The organism is Nocardioides sp. GXQ0305 (assembly GCF_050880345.1).
Taxonomy (GTDB): Bacteria; Actinomycetota; Actinomycetes; order Propionibacteriales; family Nocardioidaceae; genus Nocardioides.
This window is the reverse complement of sequence record NZ_JBNYXG010000009.1, coordinates 17,180-32,585: the sequence shown is the minus strand read 5'-3', so window position 1 is coordinate 32,585 and position 15,406 is coordinate 17,180. Positions and strand designations below refer to the sequence as shown.

Sequence of the window (15,406 nt, the reverse complement as noted above, 5' to 3'; positions counted from 1 at the left end):
GCGCGCCGTGGCCTAGGGTGCCCGGCGTGAGCTGGGTCGACGTCCTGGGCTGGTTGGGCAGTGCCCTGCTGGTCTTCAGCCTGCTGCAGACCCGGGTGCTCCGCTTCCGGGTGCTCAACCTCGCCGCGTGCCTGAGCCTGGTGCTCTTCAACACACTGGTGCAGGTCTGGCCGATGGTCGGGATGAACATCGCGACCAGCGCCATCAACCTCTGGTTCCTCGTCCGGCTGCTCCGCGAGCGGCACGACGAGGCGGCGTTCGTCGTGCTGCAGGTCCGGTCCGACGACGCCTACTTCCAGCACTTCCTCGGCGTGCACGAGGAGGACATCCGGCGGATCCATCCCGGCTTCACCGCCACCGAGCCCGACGACCTCGCCTTCCAGGTCGAGCGGGGCGACGAGACCGTCGGGGTGGTGCTGGTCCGCCGCGACGGCGACGTCGCTCGCGTGCAGCTGGACTACGTCACGCCCCGGTTCCGGGACTTCTCGCCGGGCGAGTTCGTGTGGCGGCGGTCGCCGCGGCTGCGCGACCGCGGCTTCCGCCGCGTGGTGACCCCGCCCGGGATGGTCAACCCCTACTACGACCGGATCGACCAGGGCTTCCGTCGCGAGGGCGACGCCTACGTCATGGAGCTCTGAGAAGCACGCACCCAGCGCTCGAGCAGGTCCCGGGCGGCCCCGGAGTCGACCGCCTCCGCGGCACGCGTGTACGCCGCCGGGAGCGCCTCCTCGACTGGCTGCTCCGGCGTCGCGTGGACCGCCAGCGCGGCCGCGGCGTTGAGCAGCACGGCGTCGCGCACCGGGCCCGGCTCGCCGTCGAGGAGCCGGCGTACGACGTCGGCGTTGTGGTCGGGGTCGCCGCCGCGCAGGGACTCGGGCGTGGTGAGGCCGATCCCCAGCGACTGCGGGTCCACCGTGGTCTCGCGGACCTCGCCCGCATGGACCTGCCAGACCGACGTGGTCGTCGTGGTGGTGAGCTCGTCGAGGCCGTCGTCGCCGCGCACGACCACGGCGTCGACCCCGCGCCGGGCGAACACGCCCGCCATGACGGGGGCCTTGCGCACGTCGGCACACCCGATCGCCTGGGCCGCGGGCCGGGTCGGGTTGGCCAGGGGGCCGAGCAGGTTGAACGTCGTCGCCACCGCGAGCTCACGCCGTGGCACCGCCGTGTGCCGCATGCCGGGGTGGAACGCTGCGGCGAAGCAGAACGTGATGCCGACCTCGGTGGCCAGCGCGGCCACCCGGTCGGGCGGCAGGTCGAGCCGGATGCCGAGCCGTTCGAGGACGTCGGCGGAGCCGGAGGCCGACGACGCGGACCGGTTGCCGTGCTTGACCACGCGGGCTCCGGCGCCGGCGGCCACGATGGCCGCCATCGTCGAGATGTTGACCGACATCGACCGGTCGCCACCGGTGCCGACCACGTCGAGCAGCCGGCCCTCGACCGCGATCGGCGTGGCGGCGGCGTACATGGCCTCGAGCAGGCCGGTGAGCTCCTCGACGGTCTCGCCCTTGGCCCGGAGCCCGACGGCGAAGCCGGCGACCTGGGCCGGGGTGGCCTCGCCGGCCACGATCTGCGCCATCGCCCACGCGGTCTGGCTCGCGTCGAGGTCGCGGCCCTCGATGAGCGCGGTGAGCACCTCGGGCCAGGTGGGGCTCATGGCGCGGGGCGGGGTCAGCGGGACGCCGGCACGCGCGGGCGCAGCAGGGCGACGACCGCCTCGGCGAGCCGGACGGGGTCGATCGGGTGGGGGACGGCGGCCTCGGCGCGCGACCACGTCGCGAGCCACGCGTCCTGGACACGTCCGGTGAGCACCAGGACCGGCGGGCAGTCGTAGATCTCGTCCTTGAGCTGCTTGGCGATGCCCATGCCGCCGGCCGGGACCGCCTCGCCGTCGAGGATGGCCAGGTCGATGCCGCCCGCGTCCATGTTCTGGATCACGACCGGCTCGGTGGCGACCTCGACGTAGTGGAGCTCGGGCAGGTCGGGGTGCGGACGGCGTCCCAGGGCGAGGATGACCTGCTGACGGGTGTTGACGTCGTCGGAGTAGACGAGCACCTTGAGCGGTCGGGCAGCGGCGTCGGTCACGGGCGGCATGCTACCGGCCGGTCCCGGCGCTCGCGTCGTCGCCGGGTCGCGCGGCAGCGGCCCGGGCCTCCAGCAGGTCCAGCCGGCGGTCCTCCCGCCGCGCCTCGCGCATCGACGAGCGCACCCACTGCGCGAACAGCACGCCGAAGAAGACCAGCCCGATCAGGTCGCCGCTCCCCCAGAGGATCCCGCCGGCGAGGTGCTGGTCGGCGAGCGGGTCGGGCAGCCACCACCCCATCGGGCCGTCGTGCAGCGAGGGGTACCAGTCGCCACCGATCAGCTGCTGCTGGCCCATGATCGTGACGCCGAGGAACGCGTGGAACGGAAGCGTCAGCACGACCAGCAGCATCCGCGCCGGGTAGCCCACCCGGCCGGGCACCGGGTCGACGCCCATCAGCGGCCAGAAGAACAGAGCGCCCACCACGACCAGGTGGACGTGCATCATCTCGTGGACGAACGGCGACTCCAGCGACGCGAGGTACCAGCCCGAGAAGTAGAGGGCCCACGGCGACACGACGTAGAGCGTGAACGTCAGCGGAGGGAAGGAGAGCACCCGCGCGACCCGCGAGTGCAGCACCGCCAGCAGCCAGCGCCGCGGTCGCGGCGGCAGGGTGCGCAGCGCCAGCGTCACCGGTGCGCCGAGCGCGAGCGCGAGCGGCACCACCATCGACAGCAGCATGTGCTGGACCATGTGGGCGCTCAGGAGCGTGGTGTCGTAGGCCTCCAGCCCCGACATCGTCGCGAACGCGAAGGTGCTCATCCCGACCCCGACGAACGCGATCGTGCGGCCGACCGGCCACCGGTCACCCCGGCGCCGCAGCGCGACCAGCCCGACGACGTACAGGCCGACGGCCCAGACGGTCAGGACGAACGGCAGCGGGACGAACGACCAGTCGGTCAGCGCCTGCTGGAGGCTGAACGGCGGGAGGTCGAGCCCGTCCGTCACCTCTGCTGTCACCACAGTCACAGGGTAGGCGTCCGACTCGCAGGGGGTCGGGGTGCCTCGGAGGGCCTCGTCTGTCCATAATGTCTCCCGTGGCGACTGCAGCAGCGACGATCCCGGCCTCCCGACTCCACGGGCACCACGACCGACCGAGCATGGTCAGCGTCGGCACGATCATCTGGCTGTCCAGCGAGCTGATGTTCTTCGCCGCGCTGTTCGCGTCCTACTTCACGATCCGCGCGGTCTCCGAGGAGCTCTGGGCCCAGAACACCGCCCTGCTCGACGTGCCGTTCGCCGCGGTCAACACCACGATCCTGGTGCTGTCGTCGCTGACCTGCCAGCTCGGCGTCTTCGCGGCCGAGCGTGGCCAGGTCGGGCGCACCGGCGGGGTGTTCAAGGTCAGCGGCTGGGGCCTGCGCGAGTGGTTCATCCTCACCTACGTGATGGGTGCCGTCTTCATCGCCGGCCAGGCCATCGAGTACACCACGCTGGTTCAGGAGGGCGTGACCATCCAGGCGTCGGCGTACGGCACGATGTTCTACCTCACCACCGGCTTCCACGGGCTCCACGTCACCGGCGGACTGGTCGCCTTCCTGTTCGTCCTGGGGCGGACCTACATCGCGCGGAAGTTCACCCATGAGCAGGCCGTCAGCGCGATCGTCGTGTCCTACTACTGGCACTTCGTCGACGTCGTCTGGATCGGCCTGTTCGCCACGATCTACCTCATCAAGTAACCGTTCGCCCGGATCTGACGAAGGACGAGATGTGCGCTTCCTGAACCGCAGTGCCGATCGCTGGGCCGGCCGTGTCTCCCGGCACCGGCGTGGACCGCTCGCCGGCCTCCTGGTGCTGCTGCTCGGACTGCTCCTGACCGGTGGCCTCTACACGGCCTTCTCCCCTGCCCAGGCCGAGCAGACCGAGTCCGACGAGGAGCTGGTCGCCAAGGGTCGTGAGCTGTTCCTGGTGAGCTGCTCGTTCTGCCACGGCCAGAACGGCGAGGGCGTGCGCACCGACGACGGCAACCAGCTCGGCCCGTCGCTGGTCGGCGTGGGCGCGGCCGCGGTCGACTTCCAGGTCGGCACCGGCCGGATGCCGATGGCCGCACCCGGCCAGCAGGCGCCGCGCAAGAAGCCGGTGTTCACCGAGGAGGAGATCGCTGCAATGGCGGCCTACGTCGCCACGCTGGGGCCGGGGCCGGCGATCCCCGAGGAGTCCGAGTACAGCGTCGAGGGCATGTCCGACGAGGAGCGCCAGGAGGCGATCGTCCGCGGCGGCCAGATCTTCCTGACCAACTGCACCGCCTGCCACAACTTCACCGGCTCCGGCGGCGCGATGCCGCGGGGCGGACACGCGCCCAAGATCCTCGGCGTGGAGCCGCGGTACATCTACCAGGCCATGCTGACCGGACCACAGTCGATGCCGAGCTTCTCCAACGGCAACCTCACGCCGGAGGAGAAGCGCGACGTCATCGCCTACCTGGAGTCCCTGGAGGAGAACCCCGACTACGGCGGCTTCGGCATGGGCGGGCTCGGCCCGGTCGCCGAGGGCATGTACGCCTGGCTCGTCGGCATCGGCGTCCTCGTCGGGTTCGCGGTCTGGATCGCCGCCAACAGCACGCGTTCCGAGAGGAAGACGAAGGAGAAGGTGGAATCGTGAGCTCCGACCAGACCGGTCACGGCCCGCACGACGAGCCCTCCGGCAAGCACCTCCCCGAGCGGGCCTCCGTGGCCACGCCGGTCGCCGACCCCATCGCCGACCCCGGGCTGCCGGCCCACGAGCCGCGCCCGACCGACGTCGACGAGCGTGCCGAGCAGCGTGCCGAGCGGCAGATCGCCACCCTGTTCGGACTCTCGGCGGTGTGCGCCGTCCTCTTCGTCGTCTCCTACTTCGCCTTCGAGATCGGCGAGGTGACCACCACCATCGGCGGTCTGGGGGCCTCGACGGTCGCGCTGGGCCTCAGCCTCGCCGGGGCGCTGCTGTTCATCGGCATCGGAACGATCCAGTGGGCACGCAAGCTGATGTCGGACCACGAGATCGTCGAGATGCGCCACCCGGCGGCCTCCCCCGAGGAGGACCGCGCGGTGACGGTCGAGGCGTTCAACACCGGCCTCGAGGAGTCCGGGATCGCGCGCCGTCCGCTGGTCCGCAACTCGCTGCTCGGCGCCGTCGGGCTCCTGGCCCTGCCCGTCCCCATCGTGCTGCTGCGCGACCTCGGCCCGCTCCCCGGCGACTCGCTCTACCACACGATCTGGGAGCCGGGCATGCGCGTCGTGCGCGACGTGACGGGCACCCCGATCAAGGCCTCGGACCTCGAGGTGGGCGACCTGGTCAACGCCGAGCCGGCCGCGATCTTCGAGACCGACGAGGAGGGTGAGCCGCTCGTCGAGGGCGTCGACCTCCAGGTCGCGAAGTCCAAGGCGGCGGTCATCCTGGTCCGGATGGAGCCCGACGAGATCATCCCGGGCCCCGGCCGCGAGGACTGGAGCGTCGACGGCATCCTCTGCTACTCCAAGATCTGCACCCACGTCGGCTGCCCGATCTCCCTGTACGAGCGGACCACCCACAACGTGCTCTGCCCCTGCCACCAGTCGACCTTCGACCTCGCCGACTCCGCGAAGGTCGTCTTCGGTCCGGCCGCTCGGCCGCTGCCCCAGCTTCCGCTGGCGGTAGACTCGGAGGGGTACCTGGTGGCGCAGAGTGACTTCGACGAGCCGGTAGGACCGAGCTTCTGGGAGCGTGACTCGAATTGAGCATCGACACGAGCAAGGTGGCGACCACCAACGCCACCACGGCCGCCACCGCGAAGAGGTCCAACCCGATCGGCGCGGCAGCGACCTGGGCCGATGACCGCCTCGGCCTGGCCACCCTCGGCAAGAAGCAGCTGCGCAAGGTCTTCCCCGACCACTGGTCCTTCATGCTCGGCGAGATCGCACTGTGGAGCTTCGTGATCCTGCTGCTGACCGGGACCTTCCTCACGCTCTGGTTCGACCCGAGCATGACCGAGGTCACCTACGAGGGCAGCTACGACCAGCTGCGCGGCATCCACATGTCGCAGGCCTACGCCTCGACCCTCGACATCTCCTTCGACGTCCGCGGCGGACTGCTGATGCGGCAGATGCACCACTGGGCCGCGATGCTCTTCATCGCCGCGATGATGGTGCACATGATGCGCGTCTTCTTCACGGGCGCCTTCCGCAAGCCGCGCGAGCTCAACTGGGTGATCGGCTGCCTGCTGCTGCTGCTGGGCACCCTCGAGGGCTTCACGGGCTACTCGCTGCCCGACGACCTGCTCTCCGGCACCGGCATCCGTGCCGCCGACGGCTTCATGAAGTCGATGCCCGTCGTCGGCACCTACATGTCGTTCTTCCTCTTCGGCGGGGAGTTCCCGGGCGACTCGATCATCCCGCGCCTCTACGTGGTCCACATCCTGCTGATCCCCGGGATCCTGCTGGCGCTGATCGCCGCCCACATGCTGCTGCTCGTCTACCACAAGCACACCCAGTGGCCCGGGCCCGGCCGCACCGAGAAGAACGTCGTCGGCTTCCCGCTGATGCCGGTCTACATGGCCAAGGCCGGCGGCTTCTTCTTCATCGTATTCGGCGTCACGGCCTTCATGGGTGGCCTGCTGTCGATCAACCCGGTGTGGAAGTACGGCCCCTACGACCCGTCCAAGGTGACCGCCGGCTCCCAGCCGGACTGGTACATGGGCTGGCCCGACGGCGCGCTGCGGATCATGCCCGGCTGGGAGACCCACCTGTTCGGCGCCGCGGGCGGGCTGCCCGGGGTGACCATCTCCTGGAACGTCTTCCTGCCGATCATCGTGCTGCCCGGCCTGGCGTTCACGGTGCTGCTCCTGCTGCCGTTCCTCGACGCCTGGGTGACCGGTGACAAGCGCGAGCACCACCTGCTGCAGCGCCCGCGCAACGCCCCCACCCGCACGGCGCTGTTCGTCGCGCTGATGACCTTCTACGGCCTGCTGTGGGCCGCGGGCGGCAACGACATCATCGCCATCGTCTTCGACCTCAGCATCAACCAGATCACCTACTTCATGCGGGCCGCCGTCTTCATCGGCCCGGTGATCGCCTTCATCATCACCAGGCGCTGGTGCATCTCGCTGCAACGGGCCGACAACGACCGACTGCTCCACGGCTACGAGACCGGCATCATCATGCGCTCTGCCGAGGGCGGCTACTCCGAGCGGCACCTGGACCTACCGGAGGCGTCGGCCTACACCCTCACAGCGCGCGACCGGGACGTGGTCCACGAGGCCGGTGCGGGTGCCGATGACAACGGGGTCGCCCGCCGCCACAGCGGCCTCGAGCGCCTCCGGGCGCGGCTCTCGCGCGGCTGGTACGGCCACAACGTCCAGAAGCCCACCCGCGAGGAGCTCGACGAGGCCCACACGCACGTCGAGCACGAGCACGAGCTGCAGGCGGGCCTCGACCATCCGGCCGACGGCCACCAGTACGACGGCCACCACACCGTCGAGGAGGACGCGCTCCGCGGCGGAGGCGGCCGGCACTGAGTCGCACGCGAGGGCCCCGGACCAGTCGGTCCGGGGCCCTCGTCGTGTCCTGTCCCGAGCGCATTCCCTGATCAGGGGGACTCCACTCGACCGCGTGATGCCGGGGTTCGCGGGGCAGTGGTGCCGGTGGGTGTCGTAGGCCTCGAGAGCGCCGCGGCGTCAGCTGCCACCGACGTCAGCTCAGCGCCGAGCCCTTGCGGTACTCAGCGTACGACGCGTTCCAGTCGCCGTAGCCGTTGTCGAGGGTCATCCACCGGTCGGTGCCGGTGTACTCGACCACGTCGCCCCGCTTGGTCATGTTGTAGAGCCAGGCGGCGTTCTCGGTGCTCATGCCGGTGCAGCCGTGGCTGACGTTGGCCGAGCCCTGGGATCCGACCGACCACGGAGCCGCGTGCACGAACTCACCGGAGTAGGTGACCCGCATGGCGTACTGGACGTTCCCGATGTTGTAGCCGTCGGGGCTGTTGGGGTCGATGCCGACGGTCTCGGAGTTCATCCGCTTGCTGTCGAACTTCTCGATGATCACCTTCACGCCGGAGCGGGTGGTGAACGCCGGCTCCTCGCCGGTCGTGATCGGGATCGTCCGCAGCAGGGAGCCGTTGCTGAACACCTGCATCTGGTGGGTGTCCATGTTGACCTTGTAGATGTTGGCGTCACCGACGGTGAAGTCGACCTTGCGGCTCTCCTGGCCGTAGATGCCGTTGCCGGCGTCGACGCTGTTGATGTCGACGTCGACGCTCACGTCGGTCCCGGGCTTCCAGTAGGCCTTGGGGCGCCACCGGGCCTCGTAGTCGCTCATCCAGTGCCAGGAGCCCGGCTGCTCGGGCGCGCTGTCCACCGTCATGTGGCGCTCGAAGGAGGCCTTGTCGGTCACCGGCACGTCGAAGGTCACGATGACCGGCATGCCCACTCCCACGGTCTCGCCGCCCAGCGGCGCGACCGACGGGTAGGTCTGCTCGTCCAGGGTCAGGTCGTCGGTGGAGAACTTGTCGGTCTCGGTCCGCCGGCTGCCCTCGGCGTCCTCGCCGACGGCCCGGACGACGTACTGCTGGCCGGGCTCGAGGCGGCCGGTCGCGGTCCACGCGGAGCCGTCCTGGGCGAGCTTGCCGGCCAGCTTCCCCTCACCCGAGGTGACGGTCACCTTGGTCAGCGACCCGTTGCGGGCGGTGACCTCGAGCTCGTGGTCGACCGGGACGGTGGCGCGCTTCACGTTGGTCGAGACCCGCAGCGGGGCGACCTCCTGCTCCTCGTCGGCGGCGGGCGCGACCGTACCGCCGTCGGCGGTGGGCGCGGCGGCGTCGTCGCCCGAGCAGGCGGCCAGCAGCGTGCTCGTCAGCACGAGCGCGGCAGCGCCGGCGATCCTGGACCGTGTCATCAGTGCTCCGGATTTCGATGGAACGGGACACAGCCAATGTAACCGCGGTCGGGAGCGGATCCGAATCGCGGGACGACGTGTCGGCCCGGCAGGTGGCCGGGCCACCGGGTCAGTGGGCGTGTACTCCGCGGTAGTACTCGAACACCAGTCCGGACAGCGCGATGGCGCCGAGCGCCGCGCCGATGATGAACAGCCACCACAGGCCGAGCGCCACGGCGTACACCATCACCGCGAGGGTGAGGGCGCACCACAGCGGCCACCAGGAGTACGGCGGGAAGAAGCCCAGCTCACCCGCGCCGTCGGCGATCTCGGCGTCCTTGCGGTCCTCGGGCCGCGGGTCCATGCGGGCGGCGTGGAACCCGAGGTAGAGGGTCATCATGGCGGCCAGCAGGGTGGTCATCACCAGCGCCGAGGTACCGGTCCAGTCGTAGGTCAGCCACCAGTAGGCGGGGCTGACCACCACGAAGAACGCGGTGGCCATGGCGAAGATCCAGGCCTCGGCCCTCATCGGGCGTCTCCTTCTCCGTCGATGCGGTCGCGCAGCGTCTCCTCGCGGCCGTGGGTCTCCGGCAGGTCGGCGGGCCGTTGCTCCCGCTCGGCCGCGTTGTCCTCGACCTCGAGGATCGCCACCTCCGGGTGGTGGAGGTCGAAGGCCGGGGACTCCGAGCGGATCCGCGGGATGGTCTCGAAGTTGTGGCGCGGCGGCGGCGAGCTGGTCGCCCACTCCAGGGACCGGCCCCAGCCCCACGGGTCGTCGACCTCGACCAGCTCGCTGCGGCGCGAGATGAACACGTTGTAGAAGAACGGCAGCGTGGACGCGGCCAGCAGGAACGCGCCGACCGTCGAGACCTGGTTGAGGAAGGTGAAGCCGTCCTCGGGCAGGTAGTCGGCGTAGCGGCGCGGCATGCCCTCGACGCCCAGCCAGTGCTGGACCAGGAACGTCGTGTGGAACCCGACGAACAGCAGCCAGAAGTGGATCTTGCCGAGCCGCTCGTCGAGCATCCGCCCGGTCATCTTCGGCCACCAGAAGTAGAAGCCGGCGAACATCGCGAACACCACGGTGCCGAACACGACGTAGTGGAAGTGGGCCACCACGAAGTAGGAGTCGGAGACGTGGAAGTCCAACGGCGGGCTGGCCAGGATGACGCCGGTCAGGCCACCGAACAGGAAGGTGGTGAGGAAGCCCAGGGACCACAGCATGGGCGTGTCGAAGGACACCGACCCGCCCCACATCGTGCCGATCCAGTTGAAGAACTTCACCCCTGTGGGCACGGCGATCAGGAACGTCATGCCCGAGAAGAACGGGAGATCGACGGCGCCGGTCACGAACATGTGGTGAGCCCACACCGCCACCGACAGGATCGCGATCGCGAGGGTCGCACCGACCAGGCCGACGTAGCCGAAGATCGGCTTGCGGCTGAACACCGGGAGGATCTCGGTGATGATCCCGAAGAACGGCAGCGCGATGATGTAGACCTCGGGATGCCCGAAGAACCAGAACAGGTGCTGCCAGAGGATCGGGCCGCCGTGGGACGGGTCGAACACGTGGGCCCCGAGCAGCCGGTCGGCCTCCAGCGAGAGCAGCGCACCGGCCAGGATCGGGAACGCGATGAGCACCAGCAGCGAGGTGACCAGCGTGTTCCAGACGAAGATCGGCATCCGGAACATGGTCATGCCGGGGGCGCGCATGCAGATGATCGTGGTGATGAAGTTGACCGCGCCCAGGATGGTGCCGAGACCGGCCATCCACAGGCCCATGACCCATAGGTCACCGCCGACGCCCGGGGACCGGACGGCGTCGGACAACGGCGTGTAGGCGAACCAGCCGAACGACGCGGCGCCCGCGGGCGTCAGGAAGCCGGAGGCCGCGATGATGCCGCCGAACAGGAACAGCCAGTAGCTGAGCATGTTCAGGCGCGGGAACGCCACGTCGGGCGACCCGATCTGGAGCGGCATGATCACGTTGCCGAACCCGAAGAACAGCGGTGTCGCGAACAGCAGCAGCATGATCGTGCCGTGCATCGTGAACAGCTGGTTGTAGAACTCGTCGTTGACGACCTGCATGCCGGGGTAGGCCAGCTCGGAGCGGATCAGCAGCGCCATGACTCCGGCGATGAGGAACCACGCGAACGACGTACCGAGGTAGAGCTTGCCGATCAGCTTGTGGTCGGTCGTGGTCACGATCCGGACCAGCTGCTGGCCCAGGGTCCTGCGGGGCGCACCCGTGATCGTGGGCTGCGCGGCGGTGGCGGTCACTCGGACCCTCCTTCGTCATCGTCCTCGCCCAGGCCCTCCTGCTCGGTGGAGTACTCGCCGCCGAGCAGCGGCTCCTCGGCGTAGTTGCCCTCGGCCTCGAGCTGCTGCAGGTAGGACTCGTACTGCTCGGGGCTCACGACCTCGACGTTGAAGAGCATCCGCGAGTGGTAGGTGCCGCAGAGCTCGTAGCACTTGCCGCGGAAGCTGCCCTCCACCTCGGGAGTGACCTCGTAGTGGTTGACCCGGCCGGGGACGACGTCCATCTTCATCAGGAACGCCGGGACGCCGAAGTCGTGGATCACGTCGGGGCTGTGCAGGTTGAACTGGATGGTCTCCCCCACCGGCAGCACCAGGGTCGGCACGTTGCCGCCGGCGCCGGAGGTGTAGACGACCGGGCCCTCGTCGCCCTCGAGCCGGTGGTTGAAGGTCCAGCTCCACTGCTGGCCGACGACCTCGATGGTGCGTTCCTGGTCGGTGTCCTCGAGCACGGCGTTCTGGGTCTCGACCGTGTGGTAGAAGAACACGATCACCATCACGATGGGCGCGACCGTGTAGAAGATCTCCAGCGGCAGGTTGTAGCGCGTCTGCACCGGGACCTCGTCGTCGTGGCGACGCCGGTAGTGCCAGATCACCCAGAAGATCAGGCCCCAGACGACAACGCCGGTGGCCAGTGCGGCCACCCAGCTCCAGCGCCACAGCTCGAAGATGTAGTGGGCCTGCTCGGTCGCGGGGTCCGGCATCGCGAGGTTGCGCCACTCGTGCTGCGTCTCCGCGGAGCACCCCGCCAGCAGGACCAGGCCGAGGGAGGTCGCGACCAGCCCGGCCCGACGCCCGTAACGCTGCAGCACCACGGACGTGCGCCGGTGGAGTTGGTGACCCACGAACGAGCCTCTCTCTTCAGCACTTCAGGGACATCGGACAGCCTAACGGAATCGGGCGTCCGTTCAGCCGCAGGGTCGGGCAGTAAGTTGAGCCGGTGAGCCCCACCGCCGACCCGCCGTCGGTACCGCCGGCGGTCGACCTCGACGCCGCCTCGTCGGAGCCGCTGCACCCCGCCGCACGGGACGCACTCCTGTCCGCACTCGACCGGGGGTACGCCGACCCGCGCCGCCTGCACCGGGCCGGCCGGTCGGCCCGGCTGCTGCTGGACAACGCGCGCGCCGTGGTGGCCGAGAACCTCGGGGTCCGGCCCGACGAGGTGAGCTTCACGGGTTCCGGCACCGAGGCGGTGCACCGGGGCATGCTGGGGCTCGTGCGCGGCCACCGGGCCGGCTCGGGCCGGGTGGTGCACCCGGCCGTCGAGCACGCCGCGGTCCGGCACGCGGCGGCCTGGGGTGGGGGGTCGCGGGAGGTTCCGGTCGACCGGCTCGGGCGCGTCGACGTACCCGCCCTGCGGGTCGCCGCCGCCACCGCGGATGTGTCCGCGGTGGCGGTGCAGACGGCCAACCACGAGGTCGGCACGGTGCAGCCGCTGGCGGAGCTCGACCTGCCCCACGACGTCCCCCTCTTCACCGACGCCTGTGCCTCGATGGGCCGGCTGCCGATCCCCCCGGGCTGGGACGCCGCGGCCGGGTCGGCCCACAAGTGGGGCGGGCCCGCGGGGGTCGGTGTGCTCCTGGTCCGCAAGGGCGCCCGCTGGCGCAACCCGTTCCCGGGTGACGACCGGGTCGACGAGCGGGTCGCCGGGTTCGAGAACGTCCCCGCGGCCCTGGCGGCGGCGGCCTCGCTGCAGGCGGTGGTCGCCGAGCGCGACGACACCGCGCGCCGGCAGTCCGCCCTGGTGGCCCGGATCCGCGAGGAGGTCGCCCGCATCCCCGACGTCGAGGTGGTCGGCGACCCCGACCGGCGACTCCCCCACCTGGTCACGTTCTCCTGCCTCTACCTCGACGGCGAGGCGCTCGTGCACGCGCTGGAACGTGAGGGGTTCGGCGTCGCCTCCGGGTCCGCGTGTGCCGCCACGACCCTCGAGCCGAGTGCGGTGCTGACCGCGATGGGCACCCTCACCCACGGCAACGTGCGGGTCTCGCTGACCCGCGGCACGACGGAGGCCGACGTCGACCGGCTGCTCGGCGTCCTCCCGGGCGTCGTGGCGCGCCTGCGAGCCGAGCTGCAGCTGTGATGACCGGGCCCGTCGACGTCGACCTCGAGCTGGACTGCCGCGGGATGCGGTGCCCGATGCCGGTGGTCGAGCTCGGGCGGCGGATCTCCGAGGTCCCGGTCGGCGGCGTCGTGGCCGTCGTCGCCGACGACGTGGCGGCGCAGGTCGACGTGGCGGCGTGGTGCCGGATGCGCGTCCACGAGCACCTCGGCGAGGACGTCGCGGCCGACGGGACGCCGCGCTACCTCGTGCGGCGGCTCAGCTGAGGAGGTCGTCGAGCGGGACCGACGGGTCCTCCAGCCGCCCCCGGTCGAGCTGGCGGCCCACCAGCGCCCGCAGCGGGTCGCCGGCGTCCCACTCGTTGACGTGCATCCCCGCGAGGACCCGCCCGTCGTCGTGCCACAGGAACACCGCCTTCCGGCCGGCGACGTCGCCGCGCACCACGAGGCTGTCGAGCTGGTCGCCGCTCGCGTGGCCGACGTACTCCATGCCGAGGTCGTACTGGTCGGTGAAGAAGTACGGCGCCCGGTCGTAGTCGACGCCCTCGCCCAGCATGTTGCGGGCGGCCACCTTCCCCTGCTCGATCGCGTTGTCCCAGTGCTCGACCCGGACTCGCTGCCCGAGCCGGGGGTGGTCGTGGTGGGCGATGTCTCCCGCTGCCCAGACGTGGGGGTCGGAGGTGCGCAGCCGGGCGTCGACGAGCACGCCGTTGTCGGTGTCGAGGCCGGCGGCCTCGGCCAGGGCGACCCGCGGTGCAGCGCCGATCGCCACCACGACGAGGTCCGCCGGCACCGGGTCGCCCTCGGAGAGCAGCACCCGGTCGGGCTCCATCGACTCGACGGAGACGCCGAGCCGCAGGTCGACGTCGTGCTCGCGGTGGAGGTCCGCGAACATGCCCGCGACCGTCGGGCCCATCACGCCGAGGAGCGGCTGGGCCTGGGGCTCGACCAAGGTCACCGCTGCGCCGTGGGTCCGGGCGGCCGCGGCCACCTCGAGGCCGATCCAGCCGCCGCCGACGATCACCACCCGCGGCTTCGCCAGGAGGGCCTCGCGCAGCGCCGCGGAGTCGTCGCGGGTGCGCAGGTAGGCGATGCGGGCGCCGCTGTCGTCGAACGCCGCGACGTGCCGTGGCTCGGAGCCGGTGGCCAGGAGCAGCTCGTCGTAGGCCACGTCGCCCGCCCCCGTCGTGACCACCCGCTGCTCGAGGTCGATCCCCGTCACCGGGTCCGACAGTCGTACGTCGACGTCGTGGTCGGCGTACCACGCGGCGTCGTGGACGGTCGCCTCGTCGAGCTCCTGGTCGCCGAGCAGCGCCTCCTTGGAGAGCGGTGGCCGCTCGTACGGCAGGTGCGGCTCGGCGCCCACGAGGGTCACCGGCCCGTCGTAGCCACGCTCCCGCAGCTCCTCGGCCGCCTTGGCGCCGGCCAGCCCGCCGCCCACGATCACCATGCCCATCCGGGTCACCTCCCTGTCCTGGCCAGAGCCAGGAACTCGGCTCGGGTAGCGGGGTCCTCGCGGAGCCGGCCGAACAGGGCCGACGTCACGGTCCGCGAGCCCGGAACCCGGGCGCCGCGGAGCGTCATGCAGGTGTGCTCGGCCTCGATCACGACGCCCACGCCCTTCGCGGCCAGACTATGCACGAGGTGGTCGGCGATCCGCTGGGTCAGCCGCTCCTGGGTCTGCGTGTGCCGGGCGTGGTGCTCCACCGTGCGCGCCAGCTTGGACAGCCCGAGGATGCGGTCGCCGGGCAGGTAGCCGACGTGGGCCACTCCGACGAACGGCAGCACGTGGTGCTCGCAGAGAGACTGGACGGGGATGTCCTGCACCAGGACCAGCTCGTCGTACGCCTCGTCGTTGGGGAACGTCGTCATCTCGAAGTCCAGCGGCGTCAGCATCTCGGCGAGGGCCCGCGCCATCCGGCCGGGTGTGGCCGCCGTCGCCTCGGCTCCTACGTCGACTCCGAGCGCGGTCAGCAGGTCGCTCGCGGCCCGCTCGGCCCGGTCGAGGTCGACCGGGAGGACGGCGTCGTGGTGCTCGACCCGCCACTGCGCGAGGTCGGACGTGGTCATGGGACCTCCTCTAAAACGTGCTTGGTAGGACGTTAGAGACTGTGCCACCATTGCG

Annotated in this window: 16 protein-coding genes; 7 read left to right on the top strand and 9 right to left on the bottom strand. The window is 70.7% G+C overall.

Annotated features, from left to right (window positions below; translation table 11 throughout):
- Positions 1-26: 26 nt before the first annotated feature.
- Entirely contained in the window at positions 27-638 is a 612-nt protein-coding gene (locus ACQ1X7_RS18910; RefSeq protein WP_432479788.1) for a hypothetical protein, read from the top strand.
- On the opposite strand, the gene trpD is transcribed toward ACQ1X7_RS18910, so the two are convergent.
- The 3 genes from trpD to ACQ1X7_RS18895 are packed head-to-tail and all read right to left on the bottom strand — an operon-like array spanning position 620 to position 3,043.
- Positions 620-1,657 (bottom strand): anthranilate phosphoribosyltransferase, encoded by a 1,038-nt coding sequence (gene trpD, locus ACQ1X7_RS18905; protein WP_432479787.1) that lies wholly within the window; start codon positions 1,655-1,657, stop codon positions 620-622. The two genes, ACQ1X7_RS18910 and trpD, sit on opposite strands and share 19 nt — an antisense overlap.
- A 14-nt stretch (positions 1,658-1,671) precedes the next feature.
- Positions 1,672-2,085, bottom strand: coding sequence for an Rv3143 family two-component system response regulator (locus tag ACQ1X7_RS18900; RefSeq protein ID WP_432479786.1), 414 nt, complete (start codon positions 2,083-2,085; stop codon positions 1,672-1,674).
- Between the two features lie 10 nt (positions 2,086-2,095).
- The gene (locus tag ACQ1X7_RS18895; protein WP_432479785.1) at positions 2,096-3,043 is read right to left on the bottom strand and encodes a cytochrome c oxidase assembly protein; all 948 of its coding nucleotides are present in this window, start codon (positions 3,041-3,043) and stop codon (positions 2,096-2,098) included.
- A gap of 68 nt (positions 3,044-3,111) precedes the next feature.
- Here ACQ1X7_RS18895 and ctaE point away from each other — a divergent pair, with 68 nt between their 5' ends.
- The 4 genes from ctaE to qcrB are packed head-to-tail and all read left to right on the top strand — an operon-like array spanning position 3,112 to position 7,553.
- The gene (ctaE, locus tag ACQ1X7_RS18890) at positions 3,112-3,762 is read left to right on the top strand and encodes an aa3-type cytochrome oxidase subunit III (protein WP_432479784.1); all 651 of its coding nucleotides are present in this window, start codon (positions 3,112-3,114) and stop codon (positions 3,760-3,762) included.
- A gap of 31 nt (positions 3,763-3,793) precedes the next feature.
- Positions 3,794-4,684 carry a cytochrome bc1 complex diheme cytochrome c subunit gene (gene qcrC / locus ACQ1X7_RS18885; protein ID WP_432479783.1) on the top strand — a complete coding sequence of 297 codons (891 nt, stop codon included), beginning with the start codon at positions 3,794-3,796 and terminating at the stop codon, positions 4,682-4,684.
- The gene (gene qcrA, locus ACQ1X7_RS18880) at positions 4,681-5,778 is read left to right on the top strand and encodes a cytochrome bc1 complex Rieske iron-sulfur subunit (protein ID WP_432479782.1); all 1,098 of its coding nucleotides are present in this window, start codon (positions 4,681-4,683) and stop codon (positions 5,776-5,778) included. Before qcrC ends, qcrA begins: the two co-directional genes overlap by 4 nt.
- Entirely contained in the window at positions 5,775-7,553 is a 1,779-nt protein-coding gene (qcrB, locus tag ACQ1X7_RS18875) for a cytochrome bc1 complex cytochrome b subunit (protein ID WP_432479781.1), read from the top strand. The genes qcrA and qcrB overlap by 4 nt, the downstream gene beginning before the upstream one ends.
- Before the next feature lie 175 nt (positions 7,554-7,728).
- On the opposite strand, the gene ACQ1X7_RS18870 is transcribed toward qcrB, so the two are convergent.
- The 4 genes from ACQ1X7_RS18870 to ctaC all read right to left on the bottom strand — a co-directional run bounded on the left by ACQ1X7_RS18870 (position 7,729) and on the right by ctaC (position 12,065).
- A complete protein-coding gene (locus tag ACQ1X7_RS18870) occupies positions 7,729-8,928 on the bottom strand; it encodes an Ig-like domain-containing protein (protein ID WP_432479780.1) in 1,200 nt (399 codons plus the stop codon).
- 109 nt (positions 8,929-9,037) lie between these two features.
- A complete protein-coding gene (locus ACQ1X7_RS18865; protein ID WP_432479779.1) occupies positions 9,038-9,436 on the bottom strand; it encodes a cytochrome c oxidase subunit 4 in 399 nt (132 codons plus the stop codon).
- Positions 9,433-11,184 (bottom strand): aa3-type cytochrome oxidase subunit I, encoded by a 1,752-nt coding sequence (ctaD, locus tag ACQ1X7_RS18860; protein WP_432479778.1) that lies wholly within the window; start codon positions 11,182-11,184, stop codon positions 9,433-9,435. Before ctaD ends, ACQ1X7_RS18865 begins: the two co-directional genes overlap by 4 nt.
- Positions 11,181-12,065: an aa3-type cytochrome oxidase subunit II gene (ctaC, locus tag ACQ1X7_RS18855; protein ID WP_432479777.1), complete on the bottom strand. Its 885-nt coding sequence runs from the start codon at positions 12,063-12,065 to the stop codon at positions 11,181-11,183. The genes ctaD and ctaC overlap by 4 nt, the downstream gene beginning before the upstream one ends.
- 95 nt (positions 12,066-12,160) lie before the next feature.
- On the opposite strand from ctaC, the gene ACQ1X7_RS18850 reads away from it, so the two are divergent.
- Positions 12,161-13,303, top strand: a complete 1,143-nt coding sequence (locus ACQ1X7_RS18850; RefSeq protein WP_432479776.1) for a cysteine desulfurase family protein — start codon at positions 12,161-12,163, stop codon at positions 13,301-13,303.
- Positions 13,303-13,548: a sulfurtransferase TusA family protein gene (locus ACQ1X7_RS18845; protein ID WP_432479775.1), complete on the top strand. Its 246-nt coding sequence runs from the start codon at positions 13,303-13,305 to the stop codon at positions 13,546-13,548. Before ACQ1X7_RS18850 ends, ACQ1X7_RS18845 begins: the two co-directional genes overlap by 1 nt.
- On the opposite strand, the gene ACQ1X7_RS18840 is transcribed toward ACQ1X7_RS18845, so the two are convergent.
- Positions 13,541-14,737, bottom strand: a complete 1,197-nt coding sequence (locus tag ACQ1X7_RS18840) for an NAD(P)/FAD-dependent oxidoreductase (protein ID WP_432479774.1) — start codon at positions 14,735-14,737, stop codon at positions 13,541-13,543. The genes ACQ1X7_RS18845 and ACQ1X7_RS18840 overlap by 8 nt on opposite strands.
- 5 nt (positions 14,738-14,742) lie before the next feature.
- Positions 14,743-15,351 carry a GTP cyclohydrolase I gene (gene folE / locus ACQ1X7_RS18835; protein ID WP_432479773.1) on the bottom strand — a complete coding sequence of 203 codons (609 nt, stop codon included), beginning with the start codon at positions 15,349-15,351 and terminating at the stop codon, positions 14,743-14,745.
- Positions 15,352-15,406: the final 55 nt, after the last annotated feature.